General features: G+C 64.6%; 26 protein-coding genes. 17 read left to right on the top strand and 9 right to left on the bottom strand.

The window, feature by feature from the left end:
- The first annotated feature begins 130 nt into the window (after positions 1–130).
- From DNK34_RS00205 to DNK34_RS00175, 8 genes are all read left to right on the top strand, one after another.
- Positions 131–1,210 carry a patatin-like phospholipase domain-containing protein gene (locus tag DNK34_RS00205; protein ID WP_131176464.1) on the top strand — a complete coding sequence of 360 codons (1,080 nt, stop codon included), beginning with the start codon at positions 131–133 and terminating at the stop codon, positions 1,208–1,210.
- Between the two features lie 118 nt (positions 1,211–1,328).
- Positions 1,329–1,502, top strand: a complete 174-nt coding sequence (locus tag DNK34_RS25345; protein ID WP_165497328.1) for a hypothetical protein — start codon at positions 1,329–1,331, stop codon at positions 1,500–1,502.
- A gap of 103 nt (positions 1,503–1,605) precedes the next feature.
- Positions 1,606–1,875: a hypothetical protein gene (locus tag DNK34_RS00200; protein WP_131176463.1), complete on the top strand. Its 270-nt coding sequence runs from the start codon at positions 1,606–1,608 to the stop codon at positions 1,873–1,875.
- Between the two features lie 188 nt (positions 1,876–2,063).
- On the top strand, positions 2,064–2,753 hold the full coding sequence (locus DNK34_RS00195) for a YetF domain-containing protein (protein WP_131176462.1): 690 nt from the start codon (positions 2,064–2,066) through the stop codon (positions 2,751–2,753).
- Positions 2,754–2,763: 10 nt separating this feature from the next.
- Positions 2,764–3,774 (top strand): DNA topoisomerase IB, encoded by a 1,011-nt coding sequence (locus DNK34_RS00190; protein ID WP_131176461.1) that lies wholly within the window; start codon positions 2,764–2,766, stop codon positions 3,772–3,774.
- 92 nt (positions 3,775–3,866) lie between these two features.
- Positions 3,867–4,877 carry a GlxA family transcriptional regulator gene (locus DNK34_RS00185; protein WP_131176460.1) on the top strand — a complete coding sequence of 337 codons (1,011 nt, stop codon included), beginning with the start codon at positions 3,867–3,869 and terminating at the stop codon, positions 4,875–4,877.
- Positions 4,870–5,121, top strand: coding sequence for a DUF1272 domain-containing protein (locus DNK34_RS00180; RefSeq protein WP_131176459.1), 252 nt, complete (start codon positions 4,870–4,872; stop codon positions 5,119–5,121). The genes DNK34_RS00185 and DNK34_RS00180 overlap by 8 nt, the downstream gene beginning before the upstream one ends.
- Positions 5,105–6,280: an MFS transporter gene (locus DNK34_RS00175; RefSeq protein WP_131199520.1), complete on the top strand. Its 1,176-nt coding sequence runs from the start codon at positions 5,105–5,107 to the stop codon at positions 6,278–6,280. The genes DNK34_RS00180 and DNK34_RS00175 overlap by 17 nt, the downstream gene beginning before the upstream one ends.
- Positions 6,281–6,343: 63 nt before the next feature.
- Here the strand turns inward: DNK34_RS00175 and nfuA are convergent, their stop codons facing one another.
- The 3 genes from nfuA to DNK34_RS00160 form a co-directional block, all read right to left on the bottom strand.
- On the bottom strand, positions 6,344–6,928 hold the full coding sequence (gene nfuA / locus DNK34_RS00170; protein ID WP_131177738.1) for a Fe-S biogenesis protein NfuA: 585 nt from the start codon (positions 6,926–6,928) through the stop codon (positions 6,344–6,346).
- A 59-nt stretch (positions 6,929–6,987) separates the two neighbouring features.
- Positions 6,988–8,019, bottom strand: a complete 1,032-nt coding sequence (locus tag DNK34_RS00165; protein WP_131177739.1) for an acyltransferase family protein — start codon at positions 8,017–8,019, stop codon at positions 6,988–6,990.
- A gap of 145 nt (positions 8,020–8,164) precedes the next feature.
- Positions 8,165–10,444: a fatty acid cis/trans isomerase gene (locus DNK34_RS00160; protein WP_131177740.1), complete on the bottom strand. Its 2,280-nt coding sequence runs from the start codon at positions 10,442–10,444 to the stop codon at positions 8,165–8,167.
- Between the two features lie 219 nt (positions 10,445–10,663).
- On the opposite strand from DNK34_RS00160, the gene metH reads away from it, so the two are divergent.
- The 3 genes from metH (at position 10,664) to DNK34_RS00145 (ending at position 15,204) form a co-directional block, all read left to right on the top strand.
- Positions 10,664–14,374: a methionine synthase gene (gene metH, locus DNK34_RS00155; protein WP_131177768.1), complete on the top strand. Its 3,711-nt coding sequence runs from the start codon at positions 10,664–10,666 to the stop codon at positions 14,372–14,374.
- Entirely contained in the window at positions 14,371–14,697 is a 327-nt protein-coding gene (locus DNK34_RS00150; protein ID WP_131177741.1) for a DUF5629 family protein, read from the top strand. The genes metH and DNK34_RS00150 overlap by 4 nt, the downstream gene beginning before the upstream one ends.
- A 150-nt stretch (positions 14,698–14,847) precedes the next feature.
- Complete coding sequence (locus DNK34_RS00145; RefSeq protein WP_131177742.1) at positions 14,848–15,204, top strand: hypothetical protein; 357 nt, start codon at positions 14,848–14,850, stop codon at positions 15,202–15,204.
- A gap of 51 nt (positions 15,205–15,255) precedes the next feature.
- Here the strand turns inward: DNK34_RS00145 and DNK34_RS00140 are convergent, their stop codons facing one another.
- The 3 genes from DNK34_RS00140 to DNK34_RS00130 form a co-directional block, all read right to left on the bottom strand.
- Positions 15,256–15,558, bottom strand: coding sequence for a DUF1883 domain-containing protein (locus DNK34_RS00140; RefSeq protein ID WP_131177743.1), 303 nt, complete (start codon positions 15,556–15,558; stop codon positions 15,256–15,258).
- A gap of 48 nt (positions 15,559–15,606) precedes the next feature.
- On the bottom strand, positions 15,607–16,389 hold the full coding sequence (locus DNK34_RS00135; RefSeq protein ID WP_165496859.1) for a substrate-binding periplasmic protein: 783 nt from the start codon (positions 16,387–16,389) through the stop codon (positions 15,607–15,609).
- Positions 16,390–16,478: 89 nt separating this feature from the next.
- Positions 16,479–17,408: a ZIP family metal transporter gene (locus DNK34_RS00130; RefSeq protein WP_131177745.1), complete on the bottom strand. Its 930-nt coding sequence runs from the start codon at positions 17,406–17,408 to the stop codon at positions 16,479–16,481.
- Positions 17,409–17,748: 340 nt separating this feature from the next.
- Between DNK34_RS00130 and DNK34_RS00125 the strand changes: the two genes are divergently transcribed.
- Positions 17,749–18,216: an OsmC family protein gene (locus DNK34_RS00125; RefSeq protein WP_131177746.1), complete on the top strand. Its 468-nt coding sequence runs from the start codon at positions 17,749–17,751 to the stop codon at positions 18,214–18,216.
- A gap of 322 nt (positions 18,217–18,538) precedes the next feature.
- On the top strand, positions 18,539–18,760 hold the full coding sequence (locus DNK34_RS00120) for a DUF2970 domain-containing protein (RefSeq protein WP_131177747.1): 222 nt from the start codon (positions 18,539–18,541) through the stop codon (positions 18,758–18,760).
- Positions 18,761–18,768: 8 nt separating this feature from the next.
- Here the strand turns inward: DNK34_RS00120 and DNK34_RS25825 are convergent, their stop codons facing one another.
- Positions 18,769–18,891: a hypothetical protein gene (locus tag DNK34_RS25825; RefSeq protein WP_278248892.1), complete on the bottom strand. Its 123-nt coding sequence runs from the start codon at positions 18,889–18,891 to the stop codon at positions 18,769–18,771.
- Positions 18,892–19,315: 424 nt separating this feature from the next.
- Here DNK34_RS25825 and DNK34_RS00115 point away from each other — a divergent pair, with 424 nt between their 5' ends.
- Both DNK34_RS00115 and DNK34_RS00110 read left to right on the top strand, forming a co-directional pair.
- The gene (locus tag DNK34_RS00115) at positions 19,316–20,974 is read left to right on the top strand and encodes a nitrite/sulfite reductase (protein WP_131177748.1); all 1,659 of its coding nucleotides are present in this window, start codon (positions 19,316–19,318) and stop codon (positions 20,972–20,974) included.
- Positions 20,958–21,458, top strand: coding sequence for a DUF934 domain-containing protein (locus DNK34_RS00110; protein ID WP_131177749.1), 501 nt, complete (start codon positions 20,958–20,960; stop codon positions 21,456–21,458). The genes DNK34_RS00115 and DNK34_RS00110 overlap by 17 nt, the downstream gene beginning before the upstream one ends.
- Positions 21,459–21,956: 498 nt before the next feature.
- Here the strand turns inward: DNK34_RS00110 and DNK34_RS00105 are convergent, their stop codons facing one another.
- Both DNK34_RS00105 and sohB read right to left on the bottom strand, forming a co-directional pair.
- Positions 21,957–22,949, bottom strand: coding sequence for a YhdH/YhfP family quinone oxidoreductase (locus tag DNK34_RS00105; protein WP_131177750.1), 993 nt, complete (start codon positions 22,947–22,949; stop codon positions 21,957–21,959).
- A 38-nt stretch (positions 22,950–22,987) separates the two neighbouring features.
- Positions 22,988–24,007, bottom strand: a complete 1,020-nt coding sequence (gene sohB, locus DNK34_RS00100; protein WP_131177751.1) for a protease SohB — start codon at positions 24,005–24,007, stop codon at positions 22,988–22,990.
- 211 nt (positions 24,008–24,218) lie between these two features.
- Here sohB and DNK34_RS00095 point away from each other — a divergent pair, with 211 nt between their 5' ends.
- Entirely contained in the window at positions 24,219–24,917 is a 699-nt protein-coding gene (locus DNK34_RS00095) for a histidine phosphatase family protein (RefSeq protein WP_131177752.1), read from the top strand.
- A 59-nt stretch (positions 24,918–24,976) separates the two neighbouring features.
- Positions 24,977–25,288, top strand: coding sequence for an SCP2 sterol-binding domain-containing protein (locus DNK34_RS00090; protein WP_131177753.1), 312 nt, complete (start codon positions 24,977–24,979; stop codon positions 25,286–25,288).
- The last annotated feature ends 123 nt before the right edge of the window (positions 25,289–25,411 follow it).

Genomic DNA, 25,411 nt, shown 5'->3' with positions numbered 1-25,411 from the left:
TCCAATGGCTTCCGTTTCGACGCTTGCAGGGTATGGGATGCGACTTAAGCCAAACTGAATTCAGCCGTCCGTAGCGCGTCACCGGCGGGTCAGCCGCTCTATACTCCCCGACCTGCAGATGGAGACCCGCATGAGCGCCATACAGATCAAGTTTCCCGCCCTCACCCTCAAGGCCGGCCGGCGCGCCTTCGCCCGTATCCGCGAACAGGGCCTGCAGCCCGCCGACGTGGGCATCCTGCCGGGCGCCGCCGGAGGCCCCAAGGCGCTGGGCATCCAGGGGCTGGATATCGCCCTGTTCGGCGACTGGCTGGCGCGCGCACCGCGCGAGCGCTCGCTGATCGGCGCGTCCATCGGTTCCTGGCGCTTCGCCAGTGCCTGCCTGCCGGATGCCGCCGCAGGCTTGCGCCGCCTGGGCGAACTGTACACCGCGCAACGCTTCGCCAAGGGCGTGAGCATGGCCGAAGTGTCGCGCAGCTGTACGCGAATGCTCGAGGATCTGCTCGGCAGCCAGGACGCCGAGGTGCTGAGCAACGCCCACTACCGCCTGAACATCGTCGTGGTGAAGAGCCACGGGTTGCTGGCCCAGGATCGCCGCGGCGCATTGGGACTGGGCCTGTCCTCGGTGATCGGCAACAACCTGCTGGGCCGGGCGCGGCTGGCCCGCCATTTCGAGCGGCTGATCCTGCACGATGCGCGGCTGGCCCCGCCGCTGCATGAGCTGGTCGACTTTCCCTCGCGCTGCCTGCCGCTGGATCTCGGCAACCTGCGTCACGCCCTGCTCGCCTCGGGCTCCATCCCCCTGGTCATGCAGGGTGTACGCGACATTCCCGGTGCCGGCCCCGGCACCTACCGCGACGGCGGCCTGCTCGACTACCACCTGGATCTGCCCTACAGCGGCAGTGACATCGTACTCTATCCGCACTTCACCGATCGCATCATCCCCGGCTGGTTCGACAAGAGCATGCCCTGGCGCCGCGGCGATGCCACGCGCCTGCAGGATGTCCTGCTAGTGGCGCCTTCTCCCGCCTACCTGGCACGGCTGCCCTACGGCAAGCTGCCGGATCGCAAGGATTTCACCCGTTTTCTCGGCGACGACAGCAGTCGCGAACGCTACTGGCGCGTCGCCATGGACGAAAGCCGGCGCATGGGCGACGAGTTTCTCGAACTCGCGCAGAGCGGCCGCCTGGCCGATCGAATGCTCCCGCTCTGAGCGCACTGCTTATCCGCTGCGCTCACCTGCCCAGGGCGGCGGCCTGCCCGAGCATGCCGGAAAGCCGACATCGTTCTATCCAGCCCGTTTAAACGTCTGCCCTTATTGATAAAAGTCGATGAGCGCAGGGAACCCTGCGGCGCCGTTTGTTTCCAATAAAGTGTTGGTGTTCTTTCAAGGCGGTTTATATCCGGCATGCCCTGTCGAAGTTGCCGCCGTTGAAAACTTTGATGCGGATCAACTTCACAACTTGTTTTTCGCTTTTTCGAAAAATTTAATCCCCTGGATGTGACTTGACGGCCCTGTCGAATCATCAACTGCTATGAACCGGTCAGTGTTGGATTGAAAACCCGCTGACTTCTGAATCACTGGGATACCCTCGGAGAACCGACCCCATGAACGCCTCGCTGCGTTTCAACGATGCACTGCTGATTGCCGACCGTGCCTTTCAACCTTTTCAATGTGTCGCCTGGGCGCCACAGGACGGTAGCGGTATGTTGAGCCTGACGGTCGTGGACCGCACCAACACGCGCCTGATCGATCGCGCGCAACTTACCAGCAGCACGTACAGCGACCCGCAAGAGCTGGCCAAGGCGCTGAAAAAATCCCGTGACGAGCTGAGCCGCAAAGGTTTCGATCTCGCCCCGTGGAGCATGCCGGAATAGACGCTCGCGTTAAACCTTAGAGTGTGGTGCGCGCCGCTCTTTATCAGGGCTGGCGCACCCAACTTAAAGCGCCTCTTTTATCCCCCCTCAAGTTCCCTCCTCGCCGCACGCCTCATACCGCAAAAACACTGAACTTCCCTTATCGATCAACGGGCTAATCCTGTATCGATACGGAAAAGTTGATCGCTATGCCTGCCTTCGATTGGCAACGCCTGTTCCTCGACGGTCAGCCCCTGGTATTTCTCGGCGAAGTGGTGGCGCGCACCCTGCTCGCCTATATCGTCGTCTTTCTGTTCCTGAAAGTCGCCGGACGACGAGGCGTCAAGCAACTGTCGCTGTTCGAACTGGTGGTGATCCTGACGCTGGGTTCGGCAGCCGGCGACATGACCTTCTACGAGGATGTGCCGCTGCTGCCCGTGCTGACCGTGTTCGTCGCCATGAGCCTGGCCTACCGCCTGACCACCCAGGTGATGAGTCGCAGCCCGCGCCTGCAGCGTTGGATGGAAGGCGAGCCGTTCATCCTGATCCGCGACGGCCGCTTCGAACTGGAAACGCTCACCGCAGGCAATATCTCCCACGATGAATTCCTCATGGAACTGCGTCAGGGCGGGGTCGAGCACCTCGGCCAGGTACGCCTGGGGATCGTCGAAATCAATGGCGGCGTGAGCCTGTATTTCTACGATACGGCCAGCACCCGGCCAGGCCTTCCGGTGCTGCCTGCACCCCTGAAAGCGGTACAACCCCTGGCGCAGCAGAGCGACCTGTACGCCTGTAATCATTGCGGTGAACTGCAACAGCTGGTCGCCGGGCAACTGCAGGACTGCCCGCGCTGCGGCTACCGCCAGTGGGTGCGGGCCCTGAGCAATCCAAGAGCATGAGCGCACGAGCATGACGATTGTCGTCGAACACGACCTGCACTATGTCGATGACCGCATGCCGGGCATCAGCCGCCGCAAGCTGCGCGGCAAATTCCGCTATTTCGATGCGGCCGGCGAACGCATCCGCGATCCGCGACAGATCGCCCGCATCGACGCCCTGGCCGTGCCACCGGCCTATACCGAGGTATGGATCTGCGCCGACCCGAAAGGACATCTGCAAGCCACCGGCCGTGACGCCCGTGGGCGCAAGCAGTACCGCTACCACCCGCGCTGGCGGGAAGTACGCGACACCGACAAATACGCCAACCTGCTGCTGTTCGGCCAGGCCCTGCCGAAGCTGCGCCAGACCCTGGAGCAGCACCTGCTGCTACCCGAGCACGGGCGTGAGAAGGTCATGGCCACGGTGATCACCCTGCTCGACAGTACCCTGATCCGTATTGGCAATTCTCGCTACGCCCGGGAAAACCGTTCCTACGGCCTGACCACCCTGCGTAATCGCCATGTCGAGGTACAAGGCAGCGCCATCCGCTTCCACTTTCGCGGCAAGAGCGGCATCGAACATGAGGTCGAGGTCAGTGACAAACGCCTGGCGCGCATCATCCGCCGTTGCCTGGAACTGCCGGGCCAGCACCTGTTCCAGTACCTCGACGAACAGGGCCAGCGGCATACGGTGACCTCCAGCGACATCAATGCCTACCTGCGCGAACTGACCGGTGCCGATTTCACTGCCAAGGACTACCGCACCTGGGCCGGCAGCACCCTGGCCCTGGGCCTGCTGCGGGAGCTGGACTGGCAACCCGAGAGCATGGCCAGGAAGCACGTGGTGGCCATGGTCAAGGACGTGGCCGAGCAGTTGCGCAACACACCGGCGGTGTGCCGCAAATGCTATATCCACCCGGCGCTGATCGACGCCTTCCAGGCCGGGGAACTGGCGGCTCTGCGCCTGGCGGCCGCACGCAAGGGCCTGCGCGCCGAGGAAAGCCTGCTGATGCGCTTTCTGGAGAGGCTGCCACCCGCCTGACAAAGTAAAATGGCCAGATATGTGGGGTCATTGTCATTGCCGCCAGGCATAAGCCTGCGCACACTCTGTCCATCTTTCCCGCGAGAACGACAATGGACAGCGTCAAATGCATCGCCGCCCTGCTCTACCCCGACTTCATGAGCCTGGATGTGGTTGGGCCGCTGCAGGTATTCGCCTCGGCCAATGCCGAGCGCAACCGGCAAGGCCTGGGCGACGCCTACCGGCTGCAGTTGCTGAGCGAACGGGCCGGCCCGGTGAACAGTTCCTCCGGCATGCGCATGCTGGCCGACGCCAGTTGGGCCGATTGCGACCCGAGCGGCCTGGATACCCTGCTCGTCCCCGGCGGCAGCGGCGAGACCGCCCAGTGTGACAACCAGGCGCTGCTGGCCTGGCTGCGCAGTGCCGAACCGCATATCCGCCGCCTCGGCTCGGTCTGCTCGGGCGCGCTGATCCTGGCCCGCAGCGGGCTGCTGGATGGCCAGCGGGTGACCACCCATTGGGCCGATATGGACAGCCTGCGCCAGCACGAGGCGGTGCGGGTGGACGCCAACTGCCTGCACACCTACGACCCGGACGACCGCAGCGGTGCCGCGCACCTGTTCACCTCCGCGGGCGTGACCGCGGGGATCGACCTGGCGCTGGCCCTGGTGGAGGCCGATCTCGGTCGCAGCATGGCCCTGGCCGTGGCGCGTCGCCTGGTGATGTTCCTGCGCCGCCCCGGTGGCCAGGCCCAGTTCAGCGCCCTGCTGGCGCCGGAGCCGAGCCATACGCCGAGGCTGGCCGAACTGCTGGCCTGGATTCCCGGCAACCTGGGCGGGGATCTGTCCCTGGAAGCGCTGGCCGAACGGGCCAGACTGACCCCGCGCACACTCTCGCGCGTGTTCGCCAGGGAACTGGGCACCGGCCCGGCCCGCTACGTCGAGCGCGTGCGCCTGGAGGCGGCCCGGGCGCTGTTGCAGGATGCCCAGGCCTCGATCGCCACGGTGTCCAGGCTCACCGGCTTCGGTCACCCGGAGAACCTGCGCCGGGTTTTTCACAAACACCTTGCCGTCAGCCCCCAGGAATACGCCGAACGCTTCGGCCGGGAGACGCCCCATGCTTGAACTGAGACCCAATTGCGAGTGCTGCGACCGCGACCTGCCAGCGGATTCCGTGGACGCGCGGATCTGCTCGTTCGAATGCACCTTCTGCCGGCACTGCGCCGACACGCGGCTGCACGGCCGCTGCCCGAACTGCTCGGGGGAGCTGCTGCGCAGGCCGATCCGCCCGGCCGAACGCCTGGCCGCCAACCCGGCATCGACGCAACGCCTGCACAAGCCCGGAGGCTGCCATGTCGCTACTGCGTAACCGCACGCTGCTCACCCTGTTCGTGGCCCAGGCGCTGTACTGGAGCTGCTCGCTGATCGGCATCACCCTGACCGCGCTGATCGGCCTGCAACTGGCGCCTTACAACAGCCTGGCGACGCTGCCGCTGGCGCTTCTGGTGCTGGGCAATCTGCTGGCCACCCATCCACTGTCGCTGTTCATGCAGCGTCACGGCCGTCGCCCGGGGCTGACCCTGGGCGCCGCGGCCGGGATCGTTGGCGGGCTGATCAGCGCCCTGGGCGTCTACCTCGCCGATTTCACCCTGTTCTGCCTCGGCGCGCTACCCATCGGCGTGTACCAGGCGTCGGCCATGTACTACCGTTTCGCCGCCCTGGAAGCCGTGGACGAAGCGCACAAGGGCCGCGCAGCGGCCTGGGTCATCGGTGGCGGTGTCTGTGCGGCCCTGGTGGCGCCGACGCTGACGCTGTGGTCGCGCCATGCCCTGAGCACGCCCTTCGTCGGTGCCTACCTGCTATTGGCCAGCCTCGCCCTGCTCGCTCTGCTGTTGCTGGCCAGCTTGCGCGAAGGCAGCGTGCCGGCCCGCGTCGCGGGCAGCCCCCGGTTGATGCTGGATCTGCTCGCACGTCCCAAGGTGCGGGCGGCCGTGATCATCGCCGCCTGCGGCCACGGGCTGATGATTCTGGTGATGAACGCCACGCCGCTGGCCATGAGTTTCTGCGGCCTGTCCCTGGAAAACAGCGCCCAGGTGATCCAGTGGCACCTGCTGGGCATGTTCCTGCCGGCATTCGCGGCCGGCAGCCTGGTCGACCGCCTCGGCAGCATGCGCGTGGCCATGCTCGGTATCGTGCTGCTGATGATCAGCGCCGGCACGGCCGTGGCCGGCCTGAGCCAGGGCCACTTCCTGCTGTCGTCGTTCCTGCTCGGCGTGGGCTGGAACCTGATGCTGGTGGCCGGCACCACCCAGCTGGGACAAGGCCACGGCAGCGACGAGCGCGGCCAGGCCCAGGGGCTGATGGAACTGGCCAACGGGGGCGTCGCCGCCGTGGCCTCGTTCGCCTCGGGGGCGTTGATCAGCGGCCTGGGCTGGGGTCCGGTGAACCTCGCCATGCTGCCCTTGCTGATACTGGCCGCATTGGCGCTGCTTGGCAGCCGCCGACGTCCGATCGGCGATTTGCCCTGAACGCCCCGCCCCGCCCCGCCCCGTCCGGGCCGGGCGAGCGCGGCCCGGGACGCAGGTCGGCGATCAGTAGTAGGCGTTTTCCTTGTTGGTGTGATCGGTCACGTCGCGCACCCCCTTGAGCTCCGGGATACGCTCGAGCAGGGTTTTCTCGATCCCCTCCTTGAGGGTCAGGTCGACCTGGCCGCAGCCCTGGCAACCGCCGCCGAACCTGAGCACGGCGATACCGTCCTCGACCACGTCGATCAGGCTGACCTCACCGCCATGGCTGGCCAGGCCGGGGTTGATCTCGGTCTGCAGGTAATAGCTGATGCGCTCGTTGATCGGGCTGTCTTCGTTGACCATCGGCACCTTGGCGTTCGGTGCCTTGATGGTCAGCTGGCCACCCATGCGGTCGGTGGCGTAATCGACCACGGCATCCTCGAGGAACGGCTCGCTGACGGCATCGATCCAGGCGGTGAAGCTGGCCAGGCCGATGGCCTGGTCTTCCGGCTTCTGCTCGCCCGGCTTGCAATAGGCGATGCAGGTCTCGGCGTACTGGGTGCCGGGCTGGGTGATGAAAACGCGGATGCCGATCCCCGGCGTGTCCTGCTTGCTCAGCAGGTCTGCCAGGTAGTCATGGGCGGCGTCGGTAATGGTAATGGTGCTCATGGCAACTCCTCACGGTCATGGGCTGCAGTGTACGCCAAATGCTCCATGCGGATAAAGTCCTACTGTTTTACTCGGGAAAGGCCTTGCGCCCCGCCGCCTGCCGCTTCGGCAGCCACCCAGGCCTTGGCCTGGCGGAAAAAGCGCTTCTCGATCAGCTCGTAGCTGCCCCAGGAGGCCAGCGCGATCACCGGCATGCAGGCGGCGATTACCCAATACGGGTTCAAGTCCAGGCTGGCCTGCAGGTACCAGCCCAGCGACAGCACGATGACGTGCAGCAGATACACCGAATAGGAACAGTCGCCCATTCTCGCCAGCAGGCGGTTGCCGCGGAACCAGGGTTCCATGGCAACGCAGGCCGCGACGATCAGGGCGCTGGGCAGGCCCCAGTGCAACAGGCGCATGGAGTTGTCGAGATGATAGATGGCCAGCAGCGCAGCGGCGATCAGCAGCACCGGCAGCCACAGGCCCTGACGAATCCAGCCACGGCGATAGAACATGCCCAGCACCACGCCGAAGAGGAACTCGTAGACGATGCTGTCGCGGTAGAAGTCGCTGACCCACGGCTGCCGCGCCAGCAGGCCGCTGAGCAACAGCGCAGCGGCGATCAGGCTCAGGCGAAAGCGCTCGGGCACGGTGAAGGCCAGGGCGAACAGCAGGTAGAAGAACATTTCGTAGTTCAGCGTCCAGCCGACGTTGAGCGTCGGATAGAGGCCGAAACCGGCGGGATTCTCTGCGGGGATGAACAGCAATGACAGCATCAGGTGCTGCAGGTCGAATTCCTGGGTCGGCATCACCGGATTGGCAAAGGCGATGATCAGGGCGGCGAGCAGCGTGTACAGCCAGTAGGCCGGCGCGATGCGCAGGGCGCGATTGAGCATGAAACGCCAGGGCGTGACCTCCTTGCCCTGGGTGGACAGGTAGATCACCAGCCCGCTGATGATGAAGAACACATCGACGCCGACGGCGCCCTTGTCGGCGAACAGCTGGCCAATGAAACTGTCCGCCTCGAAATTGAAGAACACTTGCATCACATGATGGAAAACCACGACCCAGGCCGCCAACGCACGCAGCGCCTGTACTGAAATCAACATAAAAACCCAACCCCTCCTTCTCTTTACCTGACGCCAGGACGTCGAATAGCTGTAGCACCCCGTCCCGAAACAGGGGCGCACAGCGTCCGACCGCAGAGGGCGGAGAAAGGTCTGGCAAAAACGCCGCCCCTTGCGGGGCATGGACTCAGAGGTTCTGGTAGCGATTCATATCCAGCACCCCCGCCTCCACCGGCTCGGTTTCGCGGATATAGGCCGTGAGGTCATGGAAGTAGCGCCAGAACTCGGGATGGCTACGGCGGATACCCCAGCGTGCGACGACACGCTCGAAGCCGGCGGCATCCTTCGCCTGCTCCAGCGCGCCGACGAACTCGGGAACCTCCAGCGTCCGCAACGAGAACATGAAGTTCGGGTAGCTGCTGAGCACGCCCGGGTAGAGGGTCAGGGTGTCCAGGCGCGGTTGATAACGCAGGTCCTCGCCGAACATGAAGGCCACGTTGCTATGGGCGCGATTGCGCAGCAGGCTGTACACCTCGCGCTTGCCATCCTCGGTTTCGACGCGCAGCAGGGTCGCTTCCGGCAACTGCCGGATGACCTTGAGCGCCGCCGCCGGGCGTGCGGCCAGGCGGCTCAGCGCCTGCTCGGCGTTGCGCAGCTCGGCCGGCAGGTCGTCGCGATGGCAGTGGGCGCCCGTGCAGCGGTTGATCGGATCGGGCCGCGCATTGAGGCTGGCGAAGCGCTGCAGCAAGCCCTGGGCGAAGTCACGCTTGGGGTCTTCTTCGGCAAGCGTCAGCCCGCTCGGGGTCTTGCGGTCCAGCGGGTAGTAGTCCATCCAGGCTTTCAGCTTGCCGCTGTTCTGGTACCAGTCGCTGAACAGGCCCTGGCGCGCATCGGCCGGCATCAGACGCAGGAAGTTCTGCTCGGCGCCATTGCGGATCAGGTCGAAGTACAGCCGCGTCTGCGCCTGGTGCGAGACGTTGCCGAACACGTCGAAGTTGACCACCAGTTGGTAGTAGGTGCGCTCCAGCAGCGGGTAATCCATCCACCACAGGGTCTGCGGGATCTCGCCGATCAGGCCTTTGCGCACCGCGGCGCTGTCGTGCTGACGGAAGATCGACAGCAGCGCGTTGTCGTTGCCGGCCCAGATATGCGACCACTGCGGCGCCGGGGCGTCGGCATAGCTCCGGGCGCGCAATTTCTCGTAGTCGTTGCGTTTGTCACGATAGCTGCGCCACAGCCCGAGTAGATCGCCGATCTGGTCGAGCTGGCCGGGCATGGCCAGCAACGGCGTGGTTTCGCCGCGGTAAGCCGGGTCGGTGACATACAGGTCGTGCTGCGGGTCCTGGAACAGCACCCAGAAATTGTCGCGAATCACGTCGGTGGCGATCTGCCCGCGACACACCGGCCCGCGGATGAAGGTGCGCACGAAGTATTCGGCGTTATCGAGCATGAACTGGTAGCGCGCCCGGGCCGGAATCGCGGCGAAGGTCTCGAAGGGATTGGCGCGGCGCTGCACGCCATAGCCGGGCAGGCTATCCACCTGCCAGTCGCTGCCGAGGAACAGCGTCTTGACCCGCTGCAGTTTCTGCGCGCTCAACGGGTAGGTGATGTGCGTCTTGTGCACGATCACGCCCTGGATCGGCTGCAGGCGGTAATAGATGGTGGTACCCGGATCATCGTTGGGCCGGCGCGTGGCGACGATGTCCACCGGCTCGCCGCTGGGCGTGCGCGAGCGCACCAGTTGGAAGAAGTGCCCGGACTCGCCATCATCAAAATACAGATGGGCGAGAAACAGATGCTCGTAGAGCCAGCGACTGACCAGTTGCTGCCGCGCCCCCGGAGCATTGAGAAAAGCTTCCCAGCTGGCTATCTGTCGCGCCTCGGCGGCGCTGGCGACCAGGTCCACCTGGTCGAGCGGCGCGCCCTCGGCCAGCCAGCGCTGCACGGTCTGGTAGTCCTGCTCGCTGAGCCCGGTCACGGCGAACGGCATGCCGGCCATGGGGTTGTCGCCGGCAAAGGCATCGAACTCACCCGGCAACGGGCACTGGTTGACCCGGTCGATACCGATGGCCAGCTCTTGGGGCAGTTTGCCGTTGGCCGCCAGCGGCGTGGCATGGCCCAGTTCGAGCATGCGCGCCATCAGCGCCGCCTGACTGCCCTGCTGCTCCAGCACCGAGAAGAAGTCCTTGCGCCGCCAGGCCTGCTCGCCATGGGCATCGACGAACAGACGCGTGGTGTCCTGGGTCTTGCTGCGCGTGCCGTCGTACACCGGCAGCTTGTTGGCACCACGCTCGGCGCCTTCGCCGCTGCCCAGGTTGAGCTGGCACGGCGCGTCATAGCAGGCATGGCAGGCCACGCAGTGGCGGGTGAAGATCGGCTGGATGTCCCGGCTGTAGGAAATGGGCTGCGCGGCCAGCAACGGGCTGACCAGAAAAAGGCATAGGCTCGACAGCACCCGGGGCAGCATGTTCGACGTTCCGGCAAAAAATGACCGGCGATTCTAGCCGCAGCGGCAGCGCTGCGCCATTACCCTGCGGGTGGCAGCCATAAGCCTCAAGCTTGCGGCTTGTAGCTACCAACATGAGCATAATTCATGCAATGGCGCGCGGCGCAGAAAAACCGCCAACCTTTGCTATTATCCCGTCCCCTTGTTTGCAGTCCCGTTCAGGTAGCGTCGTCCATGTCCCTGTCAGATCGTTCCGCCCGTCTCCAAGCGCTTCAGCATGCCCTGCAGGCGCGCATCCTGATCCTCGACGGCGGCATGGGCACGATGATCCAGAGCTACAAGCTCGAGGAAGCGGATTACCGCGGCGAGCGTTTCGCCGACTGGCCGCAGGACGTCAAGGGCAACAACGACCTGTTGATCCTCAGCCGCCCGGACGTGATCGGCGCCATCGAGAAGGCCTACCTGGATGCCGGCGCCGACATCCTGGAAACCAATACCTTCAACGCCACCCAGGTGTCCCAGGCCGACTACGGCATGGAAGCGCTGGTCTACGAGCTCAACGTCGAAGGCGCGCGCCTGGCCCGCCGGGTAGCGGATGCCAAGACCCTGGAAACCCCGGACAAGCCACGCTTCGTCGCCGGCGTGCTCGGTCCTACGAGTCGCACCTGTTCGATCTCGCCGGACGTCAACGATCCCGGCTACCGCAACGTCACCTTCGACGAACTGGTGGAGAACTACACCGAGGCCAGCCAGGGCCTGATCGAAGGTGGCGCCGACCTGATCCTGATCGAGACCATCTTCGACACCCTCAATGCCAAGGCGGCGATCTTCGCCGTGCAGGGGGTGTTCGAGGAGCTTGGCTTCGAGTTGCCGATCATGATCTCCGGCACCATCACCGATGCCTCCGGGCGTACCCTGTCCGGGCAGACCACCGAAGCCTTCTGGAACTCGGTGGCCCACGCCAGGCCGATCTCCGTCGGCCTGAACTGCGCCCTCGGCGCCGCCGACCTGCGCCCCTACCTGGCGGAGCTGGCGGCCAAGGCCGACACCCATGTCTCCGCCCACCCCAACGCCGGCCTGCCCAACGCCTTCGGCGAGTACGACGAGACCCCGGCGCAGACCGCCACAGTGATCGAGGAGTTCGCCCAGAGCGGCTTTCTCAACATCATCGGCGGTTGCTGTGGCACCACCCCGGCGCATATCCAGGCCATCGCCGAGGCCGTGGCCAAGTACCCGCCACGGGCGATCCCGCAGATCGCCCCGGCCTGTCGCCTGTCCGGCCTGGAGCCGTTCACCATCGACCGCCAGTCGCTGTTCGTCAACGTCGGCGAGCGCACCAACATCACCGGCTCGGCGCGCTTCGCCCGGCTGATCCGCGAGGAGAACTACACCGAGGCCCTAGAGGTCGCCCTGCAGCAGGTCGAGGCCGGCGCCCAGGTGATCGACATCAACATGGACGAGGGCATGCTCGACTCCAGGGCGGCCATGGTCAGGTTCCTCAACCTGATCGCCGGCGAGCCGGACATCTCCCGCGTGCCGATCATGATCGACTCCTCCAAGTGGGAGGTGATCGAGGCCGGCCTCAAGTGCATCCAGGGCAAGGGCATCGTCAACTCGATCTCGATGAAGGAAGGCGTCGAGCAGTTCAAGCACCACGCCAGGCTGTGCAAGCGCTACGGCGCCGCTGTGGTGGTGATGGCCTTCGACGAGGCCGGCCAGGCCGACACCGCGGCGCGCAAGAAGGAAATCTGCAAGCGCTCCTACGACATCCTGGTCGATGAGGTGGGCTTCCCGCCGCAGGACATCATCTTCGACCCGAACATCTTCGCCGTCGCCACCGGCATCGAGGAACACAACAACTACGCGGTGGACTTCATCGAGGCCTGCGCCTACATCCGCGACCACCTGCCCTACGCGCTGTCCAGCGGTGGGGTGTCCAACGTGTCGTTCTCGTTCCGCGGCAACAACCCGGTCCGCGAGGCGATCCACTCGGTGTTCCTCTACTACGCGATCCAGAACGGCCTCTCCATGGGCATCGTCAACGCCGGCCAGCTGGAGATCTACGACGAGATCCCGCGCGAGCTGCGCGACGCGGTCGAGGACGTGATCCTCAACCGCACCCCGGAGGGCACCGAAGCGCTGCTGGCGATCGCCGACAAATACCGCGGCGACGGCAGCGTCAAGGAAGCGGAAACCGAGGAATGGCGCGGCTGGGACGTCAACAAGCGGCTGGAGCACGCGCTGGTCAAGGGCATCACCACCCATATCGTCGAAGACACCGAACTCTCCCGGCAGTCGTTCAAGCGGCCGATCGAGGTGATCGAGGGGCCGCTGATGAGCGGCATGAACATCGTTGGCGACCTGTTCGGCTCGGGCAAGATGTTCCTGCCCCAGGTGGTCAAGTCCGCCCGCGTGATGAAACAGGCCGTGGCCCACCTGATCCCCTTCATCGAGGCGGAGAAAGGCGACAAGCCGGAAGCCAAGGGCAAGATCCTCATGGCCACGGTGAAAGGCGACGTGCACGACATCGGCAAGAACATCGTCGGCGTGGTGCTCGGCTGCAACGGCTACGACATCGTCGACCTCGGCGTGATGGTGCCGGCGGAAAAGATCCTGCAGACCGCCATCGCCGAGAAGTGCGACATCATCGGCCTGTCCGGGCTGATCACGCCGTCGCTCGACGAGATGGTGCACGTCGCCCGCGAGATGCAGCGCCAAGGCTTCAAGCTGCCGCTGATGATCGGCGGCGCCACCACCTCCAAGGCCCATACCGCGGTGAAGATCGAGCCCAGGTACCAGAACGACGCCGTGGTCTACGTCACCGACGCCTCGCGCGCCGTGGGCGTGGCCACCCAGTTGCTGTCCAAGGAGCTCAAGCAGGATTTCGTCGCCCGCACCCGCGCCGATTACGTCGAGGTGCGTGAGCGTACCGCCGCCCGCAGCGCCCGCACCGAGCGCCTGCCCTACACCGCCGCGGTGGCCAACAAGCCGCAGTTCGACTGGGCCGGCTACCGGCCGACCGTGCCCAGCTTCACCGGAGTCAGGGTGCTCGACGACATCGACCTCGAGGTGCTGGCCAGGTACATCGACTGGACGCCCTTCTTCATCTCCTGGGATCTGGCCGGCAAATACCCGCGCATCCTCAGTGACGAGGTGGTCGGCGAAGCGGCCAGCGCGCTGTTCGCCGACGCCCAGGCCATGCTCAGGAAACTGATCGACGAGAAACTCATCAGCGCCCGTGCCGTGTTCGGCTTCTGGCCGGCCAACCAGGTGCACGACGACGACCTGCAGGTCTACGGAGACGACGGCGAACCCCTGGCCACCCTGCACCACCTGCGCCAGCAGACCATCAAGCCGGACGGCAAGCCGAACCTGTCGCTGGCCGACTTCGTCGCGCCCAGGGACAGCGGCGTGACCGATTACGTGGGCGGCTTCATCACCACCGCCGGGATCGGCGCCGAGGAAGTGGCCAAGGCCTACCAGGACGCCGGCGACGACTACAACTCGATCATGGTCAAGGCCCTGGCCGACCGCCTCGCCGAAGCCTGCGCGGAATGGCTGCACGAGCGTGTGCGCAAGGAATACTGGGGCTACCAGCCGGACGAACAGTTGAGCAACGAAGAACTGATCAAGGAAGCCTACAAGGGTATCCGCCCCGCTCCCGGCTACCCGGCCTGCCCGGATCACACCGAGAAGAAGACCCTGTTCGCCCTGCTCGACCCCGAGGCCGGATTCGACAGGGCCGGGCGCAGCGGCGTGTTCCTCACCGAGCATTACGCCATGTTCCCGGCCGCCGCCGTCAGCGGCTGGTATTTCGCCCATCCCCAGGCGCAGTATTTCGCCGTGGGCAAGGTGGACAAGGACCAGGTCGACAGCTACAGCGCCCGCAAGCAGCAGCCACTGGCGGTCACCGAGCGCTGGCTGGCGCCCAACCTGGGGTATGACGAATGAACGACGAGCCAGTGCCGTACCTGCTCGATCAGCTGGAAAGCGCCGACATGCTGGAGATCGACGGCCTGCACGCCTTCGCCTTCCAGCTCGACGACGCCCTGCTCGATCAGGCCGATGCCGCCGCCGCAGCCGGGCAGAGCTTCGCCAGCGAAGCGCCAGTGCTGAGCATCGAGGCCCAGGACGGGCGCGAGCGCAAACACTGGCAGTTCAGCTATAACGCGGTGATGGAAGCCGAGTACCGGGCCGAGGATGACGGCTGGAACCTCTCGGGGCATGGGCTCAAGTGTTTCGCGGCAACGGCCGCCAGCAGCGACGACGAATAAGTCGGGACGATGGCGACTATCCGTTATGGGTATGGAGGCCTGGGAAGCCGCCCCCCACTGGCAAGCCAACTCTAGTGGCCGCCTGGAGCATCATTCTGGTCAGGCACTGAGCGATGACCTCAATGAACGTTGCTATCTGAAGGAAAGACAATGAAAAATGGATTTTATCTCACGTCACTGACACTGCTGCTGGTCCTGGCGGGCTGTGCCACGAAGGTGCCTTTCACTGGTGAATCCCATGCGGATGGCACGCTCAAGTCTGATATCTCGCAGCATCTGATCATGCAGGCGAAGCTTTATGCCAAGTGCAATCAGGTCGAATCCATCCAGACCCAGGTGCTCAAGATCAATCCGGTGGGAACCGGGCCAAGCATCGCCTCGCAGCAATATGGCAGTGTCGAGGAGCGCTGGCTGGTTCAGTTGTGCGATCGGCAGATTCCATTCTTGGTGACGCTGACGCCAGACGGGGCTGGCGGTACCTTTTTTGGCCTGTCACGCGAGCAATAGAGGCCCGGAGGCCTGTCATTCAGCCAGCGCTGCGGCGGCGAGCAACCGCTGTCACGACAGGTGAGACGACGAACGCCGTACGATCTTGATCGAGTGCTTGAGCGTCGGTTTGCGGGTCACGCTGATCGCCTTGCGGCTGACGGTATCGAGGGTGATGTTCCAGAAGCCGCTGCTGGGCACGACGATCTTCGCCGGGAACTTGTCGAACGCGCCGCCGTGGTAGGTATGGCGCCCGCCATTCTTGAAGCTGCGGAAATTGGCATCGTTCATCAGGCGGATGTTGCAGGTCTGCGAGCACTCGATGACGACGATATCGTCTTCATTGAGGTGTTCGCGCTGGTGTATGAACTTCATCGGGCGCTCCACGCGGCTTTTTCAGCCAAAACGAAAGGCTAGCATGACTCAGGTATCGTCCGACAGCACAGCCCCGGCTTTGTCCGGCCCCAGGTAAGTGGCGAGTATCCGCTGCCAGCTGCCGTCCCGGCGCATGTCACGAAATGCCGCCAGCATGCGCTGATGTACCAGCTCGGCATCCTCGAGGTTGAGGCCGCTGGCGATGTAGCTGCGGGTGTGGTTGATCGGCTGCCCGAATAGCGGGGACGAGTCGTACCCCAGGTACCGCCACAGGTAGAGGATACGCAGATCGATCTCGTACCAGGTGGCGACTCGGCCGCTGTGCAGCAGGTGTGCGGCCTGCTCGGGATCGGTGACCTCGACCACCTGCTGGCGGCCACGACGTGCGGCGTTGACAGCGGCGGCTCGCGGCGTGCCGGCCATCACCGCGACCGGGCCGGCGGCCAGCGCGTCGGCGATGCTGTCGAACGCCCGGTCCTGACTGGCCAGCACATAGGGCGTGGGCAGCACGTCGAGCAGCCAGACGAAACTGTCTTCCCGCTCCCGGGTTCGCCCCAGGTTGAGCACGATGCCGTGTGGATCCTCGGCCGCCGCACTCAGCACCCGCCGCCAGGGCACGCTGCGAAACAGGCATTGCCGCTCGATACGCACGCAGAGTTCACGCATGAGATCGCCGAACAGGCCCGCTTGCGCAGCGCTACCGTTGGCAAAGGGCATCTGCCCCTGGCCGACATACACATGCAGCGGCTCGGGCTCTGCCAACGCCGCCGCGCTGCCGCACAATGCGCCCAGCACGCACACGACACGGCCGAATCGGCGCCCTCGCCCCATGACCTCACTCATTCGCACGCACGAACTCCACTTCCTTCGCAACGACAGCCAGCATGCGGCAGTTTGCATGAGGCGCCGGCAAAGGCCAATCAGCCCAGCGCGGTATCCAGGAACATCATCACCGCAAAGCCGCCCATCAGCCCCAGGGTCGCCGGGGTCTGGTGACCATTGCGATGAGTCTCGGGGATGATCTCGTGGGACACCACGAACAGCATTGCCCCGGCGGCCAGCCCCAGGCCTATCGGATACGCCAGCGCGTAACCACTGGACATGCCGACGCCGACCAATGCCCCGATCGGCTCCATCAGGCCGCTGGCCATGGCGATCAGCGCGGCATTCAATGCCGACAGACCGGTGGTGCGCAGCGCCAGGGCCACGGCCAGCCCCTCGGGGATGTCCTGAATGGCGATAGCGGTGGCCAGGGGAATGCCGACCGTCAGGTCATCGCCAGCGAAGCCGACCCCGATGGCCATGCCCTCGGGCAGGTTATGCAAGGTGATGGCGAAGACGAACAGCCACACCCGGCTGATCCGCTCGCTTTCCGGCCCGCAGGGTCCGGTGCTTTCGTGCTCGTGCGGGGTGAAGCGATCCAGGCCGAGCATCAGCAACACCCCCAGGCCGAGGCCCAGCACCACGGTGGCGGCACCGAGCATGCCGTTGCCGGTGATGCCTTGCGCTGCTTCCAGCCCGGGCAGGATCAGCGAGAACGAACTGGCGGCGAGCATCATGCCGGCGGCGAAACCGAGCAGGGTGTCCTGGGTGCGCACACTGATGCTGCCCAGGGCCAGGGCCAGCATGGCGCCGGCGGCCGTGGCGGCGAACCCCGCGCCACCACCGTACAGGGCGTGCCGCAGCCGCTCGGGATTGTCGGCGAAGAAGGCGTTGAAGGTACTGCTGACCAGCAGCCACAGCACTGCCAGCAGGGAAATGCCCAGGCCCGTGGCGATCCAGGGCGAAGCCCGCATCTGGGCGAGCCAGGCTTGTACAAGGCTGTTGTGCGGCTGGGGAAGTGTTTGCATGAAAGCCCTCGGTAACGATCGAAATAGCGGGACGGATGTCGGACTCCCGTGGATACCGTCTTGATTCCCGGCCTGCAAGAGCCCGTTCGCAATCAGGATTCGCCCGTGGGAGCGCCGCCCCCGGCGCGATGCGCTGGCGGCCATGCCGCACAAACGCGCGATGGCCACGATTCGCCGCGAGGTCGCGGCTCCCACACGAATGTGGCAATGCTGCGCGCTTATTGCTGAATCCCGTGTAGATACCGTGCGACCGACATTTGATCTGCGTCGCGACACTATTGTCTGCGACAATCGCACGACACGGAGCGTTTCATCGCAAGTTTTTCACAGGAGTTCAAGCATGTCTGCTTATCACGCGACCATCCTCTGGCTACGGGGCGAACAAGCCTTCCTCGACAATCGCTACAGCCGCGCCCACCGCTGGCAGTTCGATGGCGGTCTGGAAGTGGCCGCCTCTTCCTCGCCCCACGTCGTCCCCCTGCCGATGTCCGACGCCAGCGCCGTGGACCCCGAAGAGGCGTTCGTCGCCTCGCTGTCGAGCTGTCATATGCTCTGGTTCCTGTCCCTGGCCGCCAAGCAGGGCTTTCAGGTCGATCGCTACGAGGATTGCGCCCGGGGCACGCTGGCTCGCGACAGCCAGGGCAAGCTGGCCATGACCGAAGTCGTGTTGCGCCCGCGCGTCAGCTTCGGCGCCGGCCCCCAGCCCGATGCGCCCCAGTTGCAGGCCCTGCATCATGCGGCGCACGAGGCCTGTTTCATCGCCAATTCGGTAACCAGCGAGGTGCACTGCGAACCGCAGTGGGACTGACGGCACTGTTGCAATGACGGGTGGGCAGCTAGGGTCTGTTGACGTTTCAGCGCGAGCCGCGTTGCCGCGAGAAATCTCGCCAGGCTAGGCGGAGGACGCCGGTAATGGTTGTTCCCTTGCCAAGTCCTCCAACAACGCATGGCGAGATTTCCCGCGCAACCCGCAGGGCCGGGCCCGTTTTGCCGCGATGCTGCGTTTCTCGCCGGCTCATTTAGCCCGCTAAACTTCGCGGCTCGTGCCTTGCCTCGCGGCAAAACGGACTCCGGCGCGGCGTGCGTGAAACGTCAACAGACCCTAGGCTGAAAGCTAAAAGGGAGGCCCCATGAGCGAACCTGAGGACGACAACGCGCCCCTGAGCCTGCGCGAGATGCTGCACAGCGTGCTGGCCGCGGCGCTGGGCGTGCAAAGCGCGAAGAACCGCAGCCGCGATTTCAGCCGCGGCAAACCCAGCCATTTCATTATCCTGGGGGTTTCGTTTACCGCGCTGTTCGTGCTGCTGATCATCGGCGTGGTGCAACTGGTGCTGTACTTCGCCGGCCTGTGACAGGCCTGCTATTGGTGGCTGACCCAATACACGGCGCTGATCACCACGATCAGGATCAGCGCGAAGATCGCCCTGGCGTCGACCACGCTGTCGCGGCTGTGGCGGTTTTCGGAGTCGTCATGCTCGCTCATCGATGGCCTCGTTCTTGGCGTTATGGCTGGCTCATTCGCGAACGCTTCCCACTAATACCGCAAGGCTCGGGAAGGCGTCAGACTGAGTTAAGACCAGCTTTGCCGGCGGCTCAACCGGCGCAGTTATGCTTCAAGTCCGGGTTAGCAGCAAAAGTTCTTTCCATATACTTAAACTTCACTTTTGCGCATAACCCTGAACTGGTATCTTCCCCCGGCTCCGCCTGGAGTGCGCGGCCGTGCGCGCAGATTTGCTGTAACAGGTCATCGAAGACGTAGCGAGCGACGACCAGCCAGGGACGAATTTATCGAGGAGACGCCATGCACGGGCACTGCATGGGCGATACCCCGGATAACTTCCACACCACGTGGCTGCGCGCAGTAGCCTTTCACCGATCTGGCAAGCAGCCTGATAACAGGATTCTCCATGTACGTATACGACCAGTACGACCAACAAATCGTCGAGGATCGCGTCAAGCAATTCCGCGACCAGACCCGCCGTTACCTCAGTGGCGAACTGAGTGGCGAAGAATTCCGCCCTCTGCGCCTGCAGAACGGCCTGTACATCCAGCGTTTCGCGCCGATGCTGCGCATTGCCGTGCCCTACGGCCTGCTGTCGTCCACCCAGGTCCGCAAGCTGGCGCAGATCGCCCGCGATTACGACAAGGGCTACGCCCACATCAGCACCCGTCAGAACGTGCAGTTCAACTGGCCGGAGCTGGAAGACGTGCCCGAAATCCTCGCCGAGCTGGCCACCGTGCAGATGCACGCGATCCAGACCAGCGGCAACTGCATCCGCAACACCACCACCGACCAGTTCGCCGGCGTGGCCAAGGACGAACTGGTCGATCCGCGCCCCTGGTGCGAGATCATCCGCCAGTGGTCGACCTTCCACCCCGAATTCTCGCACCTGCCGCGCAAGTTCAAGATCGCCGTCAACGGCGCGGTCGGCGACCGTGCCGCCATCGAGGTGCACGACATCGGCCTGGAGGCGGTGAGCAACGACGCTGGCGAGCTGGGCTTCCGCGTTTCCGTCGGCGGCGGCCTGGGCCGTACCCCGATCGTCGGCAGCTTCATCAATGAATTCCTGCCCTGGAAGCACCTGATCAGCTACCTCGACGCCATCCTGCGCGTGTACAACCGCTACGGCCGGCGCGACAACAAGTACAAGGCGCGGATCAAGATCCTGGTCAAGGCGCTGACGCCGGAGGTCTTCGCCGAGCGCGTCGAGGCCGAGTGGGCCCACCTGAAGGACGGCCCCACCACCCTCACCGAGGAAGAAGTGCAGCGCGTCGCCGCCCACTTCGTCGACCCCACGTACAAGAGCCTGAACGACGAAGACGCGGCCCTCGCCCAGCTCGACGCCGAGCACCCGGGCTTCGCCCGCTGGCGTCAGCGCAACACCTTCGCCCACAAGAAGCCCGGCTACGTCGCGGTCACCCTGTCGCTCAAGCCCACCGGCGTGGCGCCCGGCGACGTCACCGACAAGCAGCTGGACGCCATCGCCGACCTGGCCGACCGCTACAGCTTCGGCGAGGTGCGCAACAGCCACAACCAGAACATCATCCTCGCCGACGTCGAGCAGGCGCAACTGTTCAGCCTGTGGGGCGAACTGCGCGAACAGGGCTTCGCCACGCCCAACGTGGGCCTGCTGACCGATATCATCTGCTGCCCGGGCGGCGACTTCTGCTCCCTGGCCAACGCCAAGTCGATCCCGGTCGCCGAAGCCATCCAGCGCCGTTTCGACAACCTCGACTACCTGTTCGACATCGGCGATATCGACCTGAACATCTCCGGCTGCATGAACGCCTGCGGCCACCACCACGTCGGCCATATCGGCATCCTCGGGGTGGACAAGAAAGGCCAGGAGTTCTACCAGGTGTCCCTCGGCGGCAGCGCCGGCCGCGACGCCAGCCTGGCGCAGATCCTCGGCCCGTCCTTCGCCCAGGACGACATGCCGGACGTGATCGACAAGATCGTCAACGTCTATGTCGAGCAACGCACCGAGGAAGAAAGCTTCATCGACACCTTCCGCCGTATCGGTGTCGCCCCGTTCAAGGAGCGCGTATATGCAGCGAATCATTAAGAACGGCCAGGTGGTCGACGAAAGCTGGCACCTGCTGCCCAAGGAAACCACCCTGGAAGAACTGTCCAACTGCGACGACCTGATCGTGCCGCTGGCGCTGTGGGTGGAGCACGGTCATGCGCTCAAGGCCCGCGATGGCGGCCTGGGCGTATGGCTGGATGCGGACGAGGAAATCGAGGAAATCGCCAATCAGCTGGACAACTTCCAGGTCATCGCGCTGAATTTCCCGGCGTTCACCGATGGCCGCCACTCCTCCACCGCCTACCTGCTGCGCACCCGCTATGGCTACAAGGGCGAAGTACGGGCCATCGGCGACGTGCTGCGCGACCAGTTGTGGGCGCTCAAGCGCTGCGGTTTCGATGCCTTCGCCCTGCGCGAGGACAAGGACCCGCAGGACGCCCTGAAAGCCTTCGAGGAATTCTCCGAGGTGTATCAGGCCTCCAGCGACCAGCCCCTGCCGCTGTTCCGCCGCCGCCACGGCTGAAACCAGAGAGCCCCGCCAAATTGGCGGGGCTCTTCATTTGCAGACTCTTCACAGGATCGCGCATCTCCCTGGCCCATACTAGCAGGGGGGCGCAGAAGAGCGGCAAGCCGCCACCGGTGTAGGAGCGTCGACCTCGGCGCGATGCGCTTGCGGCCATCCCGAAAAATCCGTGGCGCAACCGCCATTCGCTGCGGGGTCGCAGCGCTTATCGAACATCAGGTAACCCATTGATTTATAGGCGCGTAGAAATTGCAGGACGGGCGGCCTCGTAGGATGGGTGGCAACCCATCGGCAATTGATGGGTTGCCACCTAGGCGGCCCGACCCATCCTACGGCGCGACAGCTCCTACAGGATTGCAGAAAGCCACCCGCCGTGTAGCGCGATGCGAGGGTGGCCGTCCCACGATGCGTATCACGGCCACCAATCGCCGCGAGGTCGCGGCTCCTACAGGGTCGGAGCAAACCGCCGTTTTGCGGGCCAAACGCTTGACTGACGGCTCAGTCCAGCCTGACCAGCACGCGGCCAACCTGGCCCCCTTGCAGAATGCGGGCAATGGCCTCCGGCAGCTGCTGCAGGCTCACCTCGGTGACCAGCTCGTCGAGGCCGTCGAGCTTCCACTGCAGCGACAGCTTGTCCCACATCGACGCCTTGACCACCAGCGGCAGCTCGACCGAGTCCACCCCCAGCAGATTGACGCCGCGCAGGATGAACGGCAGCACACTGGCCTGGAACTCCACGCCGGCGGTGAGCCCGCAGCAGGCCACGCTGCCGCCATAACGCACGGCCTTGAGCACATTGAAGAGAATGTCCCCGCCGACGGTATCGACGGCCCCCGCCCACTGCTCCTTGAGCAGCGGGCGATCCGTACCGCCCTGCAGTTCGCTGCGGGCAACGATCCGCTCGGCGCCGAGGCGGGTCAGAAAGTCGTGCTGTGCGGCCTTGCCGGTCGCGGCCGCCACGCGGTAACCGAGCGAGGTGAGCAGCGCCACGGCGATACTGCCCACGCCGCCGGAAGCGCCGGTCACCAGCACCGGCCCGTTGTCCGTGGTCAGCCCCGCCTGCTCCAGCTTGTCGACGCAGAGCGCGGCCGTCAGCCCGGCGGTCCCGAGAATCATCGCATCACGCAGCGATAGCCCCTGGGGCCGCTTGATCGCCCAACTGGCCGGAATACGGATGTACTGGCCATGTCCCCCCGCCGTGTTCATGCCCAGGTCATAACCGGTGACGATCACCTCATCGCCGACGCTGAACTCGGCCACCGCGGAATGCTCCACCACCCCGGCGGCATCGATACCCGGCGTATGCGGGTACTGCCGTGTCACACCGCGCAGGCCGTTGGCCGACAAGGCGTCCTTGAAGTTGAGCGACGAGTAGCGAACGCGGATCAGCAACTCACCCGCCGGCAAGTCGTCGGTATCCCGTTCGATCACCCGCTGCTCGAACAGCCCTGCGTCATTGCTTGAAGCCTGTAGTGCCAAGAAACCTGTCATCTCGCCCTCCTCCATCCGGCTGGCCGGGGTTTGCGCAATTACCAGAAACGCTGCTGATTGAGCCGACTCAACCAGGTCAGGGCGAAACGATCCAGCGCCACACTGGCGGCCAGGCCGACACGCTCCTGCAGGGATTTCTTCTGTGCGTAGTGCAGTTGGAACAGTTCGGCGTCCCGGGCACGCTCGGCCAGGTATTCGTCGCTGGTCTTCAACTCATCGACCAGTTGTTTCTCCAGCGCGGCCATGCCCAGCCATACCTCGCCAGTGGCGATCTCGTCTATTTCCAGCTGGGGACGGTAGCGGGCCACGAAGTTCTTGAACAGCTCATGGGTGGTTTCCAGATCTTCCTGGAATTTTTCCCGACCCTTCTCGGTGTTCTCGCCGAAGATCGTCAGGGTACGCTTGTACTCGCCGGCGGTCAGTACCTCGAAATCGATATCGTGCTTCTTCAGCAGGCGGTTGACGTTGGGCAGCTGGGCCACCACGCCGATCGAACCGAGGATGGCGAACGGCGCGGAAATGATCTTCTCGCCGATGCAGGCCATCATGTAGCCGCCGCTGGCGGCAACCTTGTCGATGCACACCGTCAACGGCACCCCGGCCTGACGGATGCGCGCCAGTTGCGAAGAGGCCAGGCCGTAGCTGTGCACCATGCCGCCGCCGCTCTCCAGGCGCAGCACCACTTCATCCTGGGGCGTGGCCATGCTCAGCAACGCGGTGATCTCGTGGCGCAGGCCGTCGGTGGCCGAGGCCTTGATATCGCCCTCGAAGTCCAGCACATAGACACGGGATTTACGCGGCGGATTCTTCTTCGCCTGCTTGGCCGCCTTGCTTTCTTCCTTGCCCAGGGCCTTGAGCTGATCCTTGTCCAGCACCGACTGCTCCAGGCGCTGGCGCAGATCCTTGTAGAACTCGTTGAGCTTGGTCACCTGCAGTTGCCCAGCACTGCGACGGCCGCGGCCACGTATGGCGGCCAGGGTCACCAGGACCACCACGATGGCCACCACCAGGGTGATGGTCTTGGCCAGAAAGCCCGCGTAATCAGCAAGAAACTCCACGCATTTCCCCTCATTCGAAATATCAATGCCCTGACTCGCGGGCATCGCCTCGACCAAGCATACCGGTGCCACAGGTGCACGGCCAGCAGCCCTGGAATCGGCGGCGACGGCGGCCGGAGAGGATTCAAACAAGCGTATGTTTTTTCGTTGACAGCCCCAGGTGATCCTCATAACCTCGCCAGACATTCAAGGCACCGGGATCGCGGCGAACGTGGGCAGCATCTACCTGATTCGACATGGCCAGGCCTCGTTCGGCGCGGATGACTACGATGTGCTGTCGCCCATCGGTATCCGTCAGGCCGAAGTGCTGGGTGCCTACCTCGCCGAGACCGGACTGCAACTGGATCACGCCATCAGCGGCGACCTGCTCAGGCAGAAACACACCGCCAGCATCGCCCTGCAACAATTGCCGGAAGCGCCAGCGCTGGCCATCGATGCCGCCTTCAACGAATTCGACGCCGAAGCGGTGATCCGCACCCTGCTTCCCGCGCTGTTGCCCCACGAACCCGACGCCCTGCACATCATGCGCAATGCCGCGCACAACCGCGCCGAGTTCCAACGCCTGTTCGCCCGGCTGCTGGATACCTGGATCGGTGGCGACTACAACGAACCCGCCCTGCAGAGCTGGCAGGCCTTTCTCGAGCAGGTACGCGGCGGGCTCGAGCGGCTGCTGGCGGCTGCCCACGACGGTCAGCGCATCGCCGTGTTCACCTCGGGCGGCACCATTACCGCGCTGCTGCACCTGCTGACCGATATACCGGTCAGCAGCGCTTTCCAGCTCAACTGGCAAATCGTCAACACCTCGCTAAGCTGCCTTAAGTTCCGCGGCGAGCAGGTGACCCTGGCTTCCTTCAACAGCCATGCGCATTTACAGCTGTTGAAGACGCCGTCGCTCATTACCTACCGCTGAGCGCCGGCCCACTGCGCCCGTGAGGGTGCGAGAAAAACCCGAAAACAAAGGAAAACACCATGAGCGTTGCAGACATCGTCCAAACCATGCAGGCCAAGTTCAACTCCAGTGCCGCCGCCGGCCTGGACCTGGTCTTCCAGTTCAACATCGAAGATGGCGAGAACCACTACCTGGTCGTCAAGGACGGCACCTGCGACGTCAAGCAGGGCGACAGCCCGGACGCCAACGTCACCCTGATCATGGACAAGGAAACCCTCAAGGGCATCACCAGCGGCGAAACCGACGGCATGCAGGCCTTCATGGCCGGCAAGCTGCGCGCCGAAGGCGACATGATGCTGGCCATGAAGCTGGGCGAGCTGTTCCCGGTCTGAGTCAGCGGGCGGCCGCTTGCCGTGTGCCTGAAACCGGAGTCTGAGGATTCCGGTTTTTTTATGGCCTGCCATCCCTGGCGGCCACCCTTCGGGCCGTCGCAAGCGACGTTAAAAATGACTCCC

Origin of the sequence: Phytopseudomonas dryadis, assembly GCF_004327355.1 — a bacterium.
GTDB lineage: Bacteria > Pseudomonadota > Gammaproteobacteria > Pseudomonadales > Pseudomonadaceae > Aquipseudomonas > Aquipseudomonas dryadis.
This window is presented reverse-complemented; position numbering and strand designations above follow the sequence as displayed.

Coding starts and splice junctions, on each gene's coding strand:
- DNK34_RS00205 (WP_131176464.1), top strand. CDS start 131: ATGAGCGCCATACAGATCAAGTTTCCCGCCCTCACCCTCAAGGCCGGC.
- DNK34_RS25345 (WP_165497328.1), top strand. CDS start 1,329: ATGAGCGCAGGGAACCCTGCGGCGCCGTTTGTTTCCAATAAAGTGTTG.
- DNK34_RS00200 (WP_131176463.1), top strand. CDS start 1,606: ATGAACGCCTCGCTGCGTTTCAACGATGCACTGCTGATTGCCGACCGT.
- DNK34_RS00195 (WP_131176462.1), top strand. CDS start 2,064: ATGCCTGCCTTCGATTGGCAACGCCTGTTCCTCGACGGTCAGCCCCTG.
- DNK34_RS00190 (WP_131176461.1), top strand. CDS start 2,764: ATGACGATTGTCGTCGAACACGACCTGCACTATGTCGATGACCGCATG.
- DNK34_RS00185 (WP_131176460.1), top strand. CDS start 3,867: ATGGACAGCGTCAAATGCATCGCCGCCCTGCTCTACCCCGACTTCATG.
- DNK34_RS00180 (WP_131176459.1), top strand. CDS start 4,870: ATGCTTGAACTGAGACCCAATTGCGAGTGCTGCGACCGCGACCTGCCA.
- DNK34_RS00175 (WP_131199520.1), top strand. CDS start 5,105: ATGTCGCTACTGCGTAACCGCACGCTGCTCACCCTGTTCGTGGCCCAG.
- nfuA (WP_131177738.1), bottom strand. CDS start 6,928: ATGAGCACCATTACCATTACCGACGCCGCCCATGACTACCTGGCAGAC.
- DNK34_RS00165 (WP_131177739.1), bottom strand. CDS start 8,019: ATGTTGATTTCAGTACAGGCGCTGCGTGCGTTGGCGGCCTGGGTCGTG.
- DNK34_RS00160 (WP_131177740.1), bottom strand. CDS start 10,444: ATGCTGCCCCGGGTGCTGTCGAGCCTATGCCTTTTTCTGGTCAGCCCG.
- DNK34_RS00150 (WP_131177741.1), top strand. CDS start 14,371: ATGAACGACGAGCCAGTGCCGTACCTGCTCGATCAGCTGGAAAGCGCC.
- DNK34_RS00145 (WP_131177742.1), top strand. CDS start 14,848: ATGAAAAATGGATTTTATCTCACGTCACTGACACTGCTGCTGGTCCTG.
- DNK34_RS00140 (WP_131177743.1), bottom strand. CDS start 15,558: ATGAAGTTCATACACCAGCGCGAACACCTCAATGAAGACGATATCGTC.
- DNK34_RS00135 (WP_165496859.1), bottom strand. CDS start 16,389: ATGGGGCGAGGGCGCCGATTCGGCCGTGTCGTGTGCGTGCTGGGCGCA.
- DNK34_RS00130 (WP_131177745.1), bottom strand. CDS start 17,408: ATGCAAACACTTCCCCAGCCGCACAACAGCCTTGTACAAGCCTGGCTC.
- DNK34_RS00125 (WP_131177746.1), top strand. CDS start 17,749: ATGTCTGCTTATCACGCGACCATCCTCTGGCTACGGGGCGAACAAGCC.
- DNK34_RS00120 (WP_131177747.1), top strand. CDS start 18,539: ATGAGCGAACCTGAGGACGACAACGCGCCCCTGAGCCTGCGCGAGATG.
- DNK34_RS25825 (WP_278248892.1), bottom strand. CDS start 18,891: ATGAGCGAGCATGACGACTCCGAAAACCGCCACAGCCGCGACAGCGTG.
- DNK34_RS00115 (WP_131177748.1), top strand. CDS start 19,316: ATGTACGTATACGACCAGTACGACCAACAAATCGTCGAGGATCGCGTC.
- DNK34_RS00110 (WP_131177749.1), top strand. CDS start 20,958: ATGCAGCGAATCATTAAGAACGGCCAGGTGGTCGACGAAAGCTGGCAC.
- DNK34_RS00105 (WP_131177750.1), bottom strand. CDS start 22,949: ATGACAGGTTTCTTGGCACTACAGGCTTCAAGCAATGACGCAGGGCTG.
- DNK34_RS00090 (WP_131177753.1), top strand. CDS start 24,977: ATGAGCGTTGCAGACATCGTCCAAACCATGCAGGCCAAGTTCAACTCC.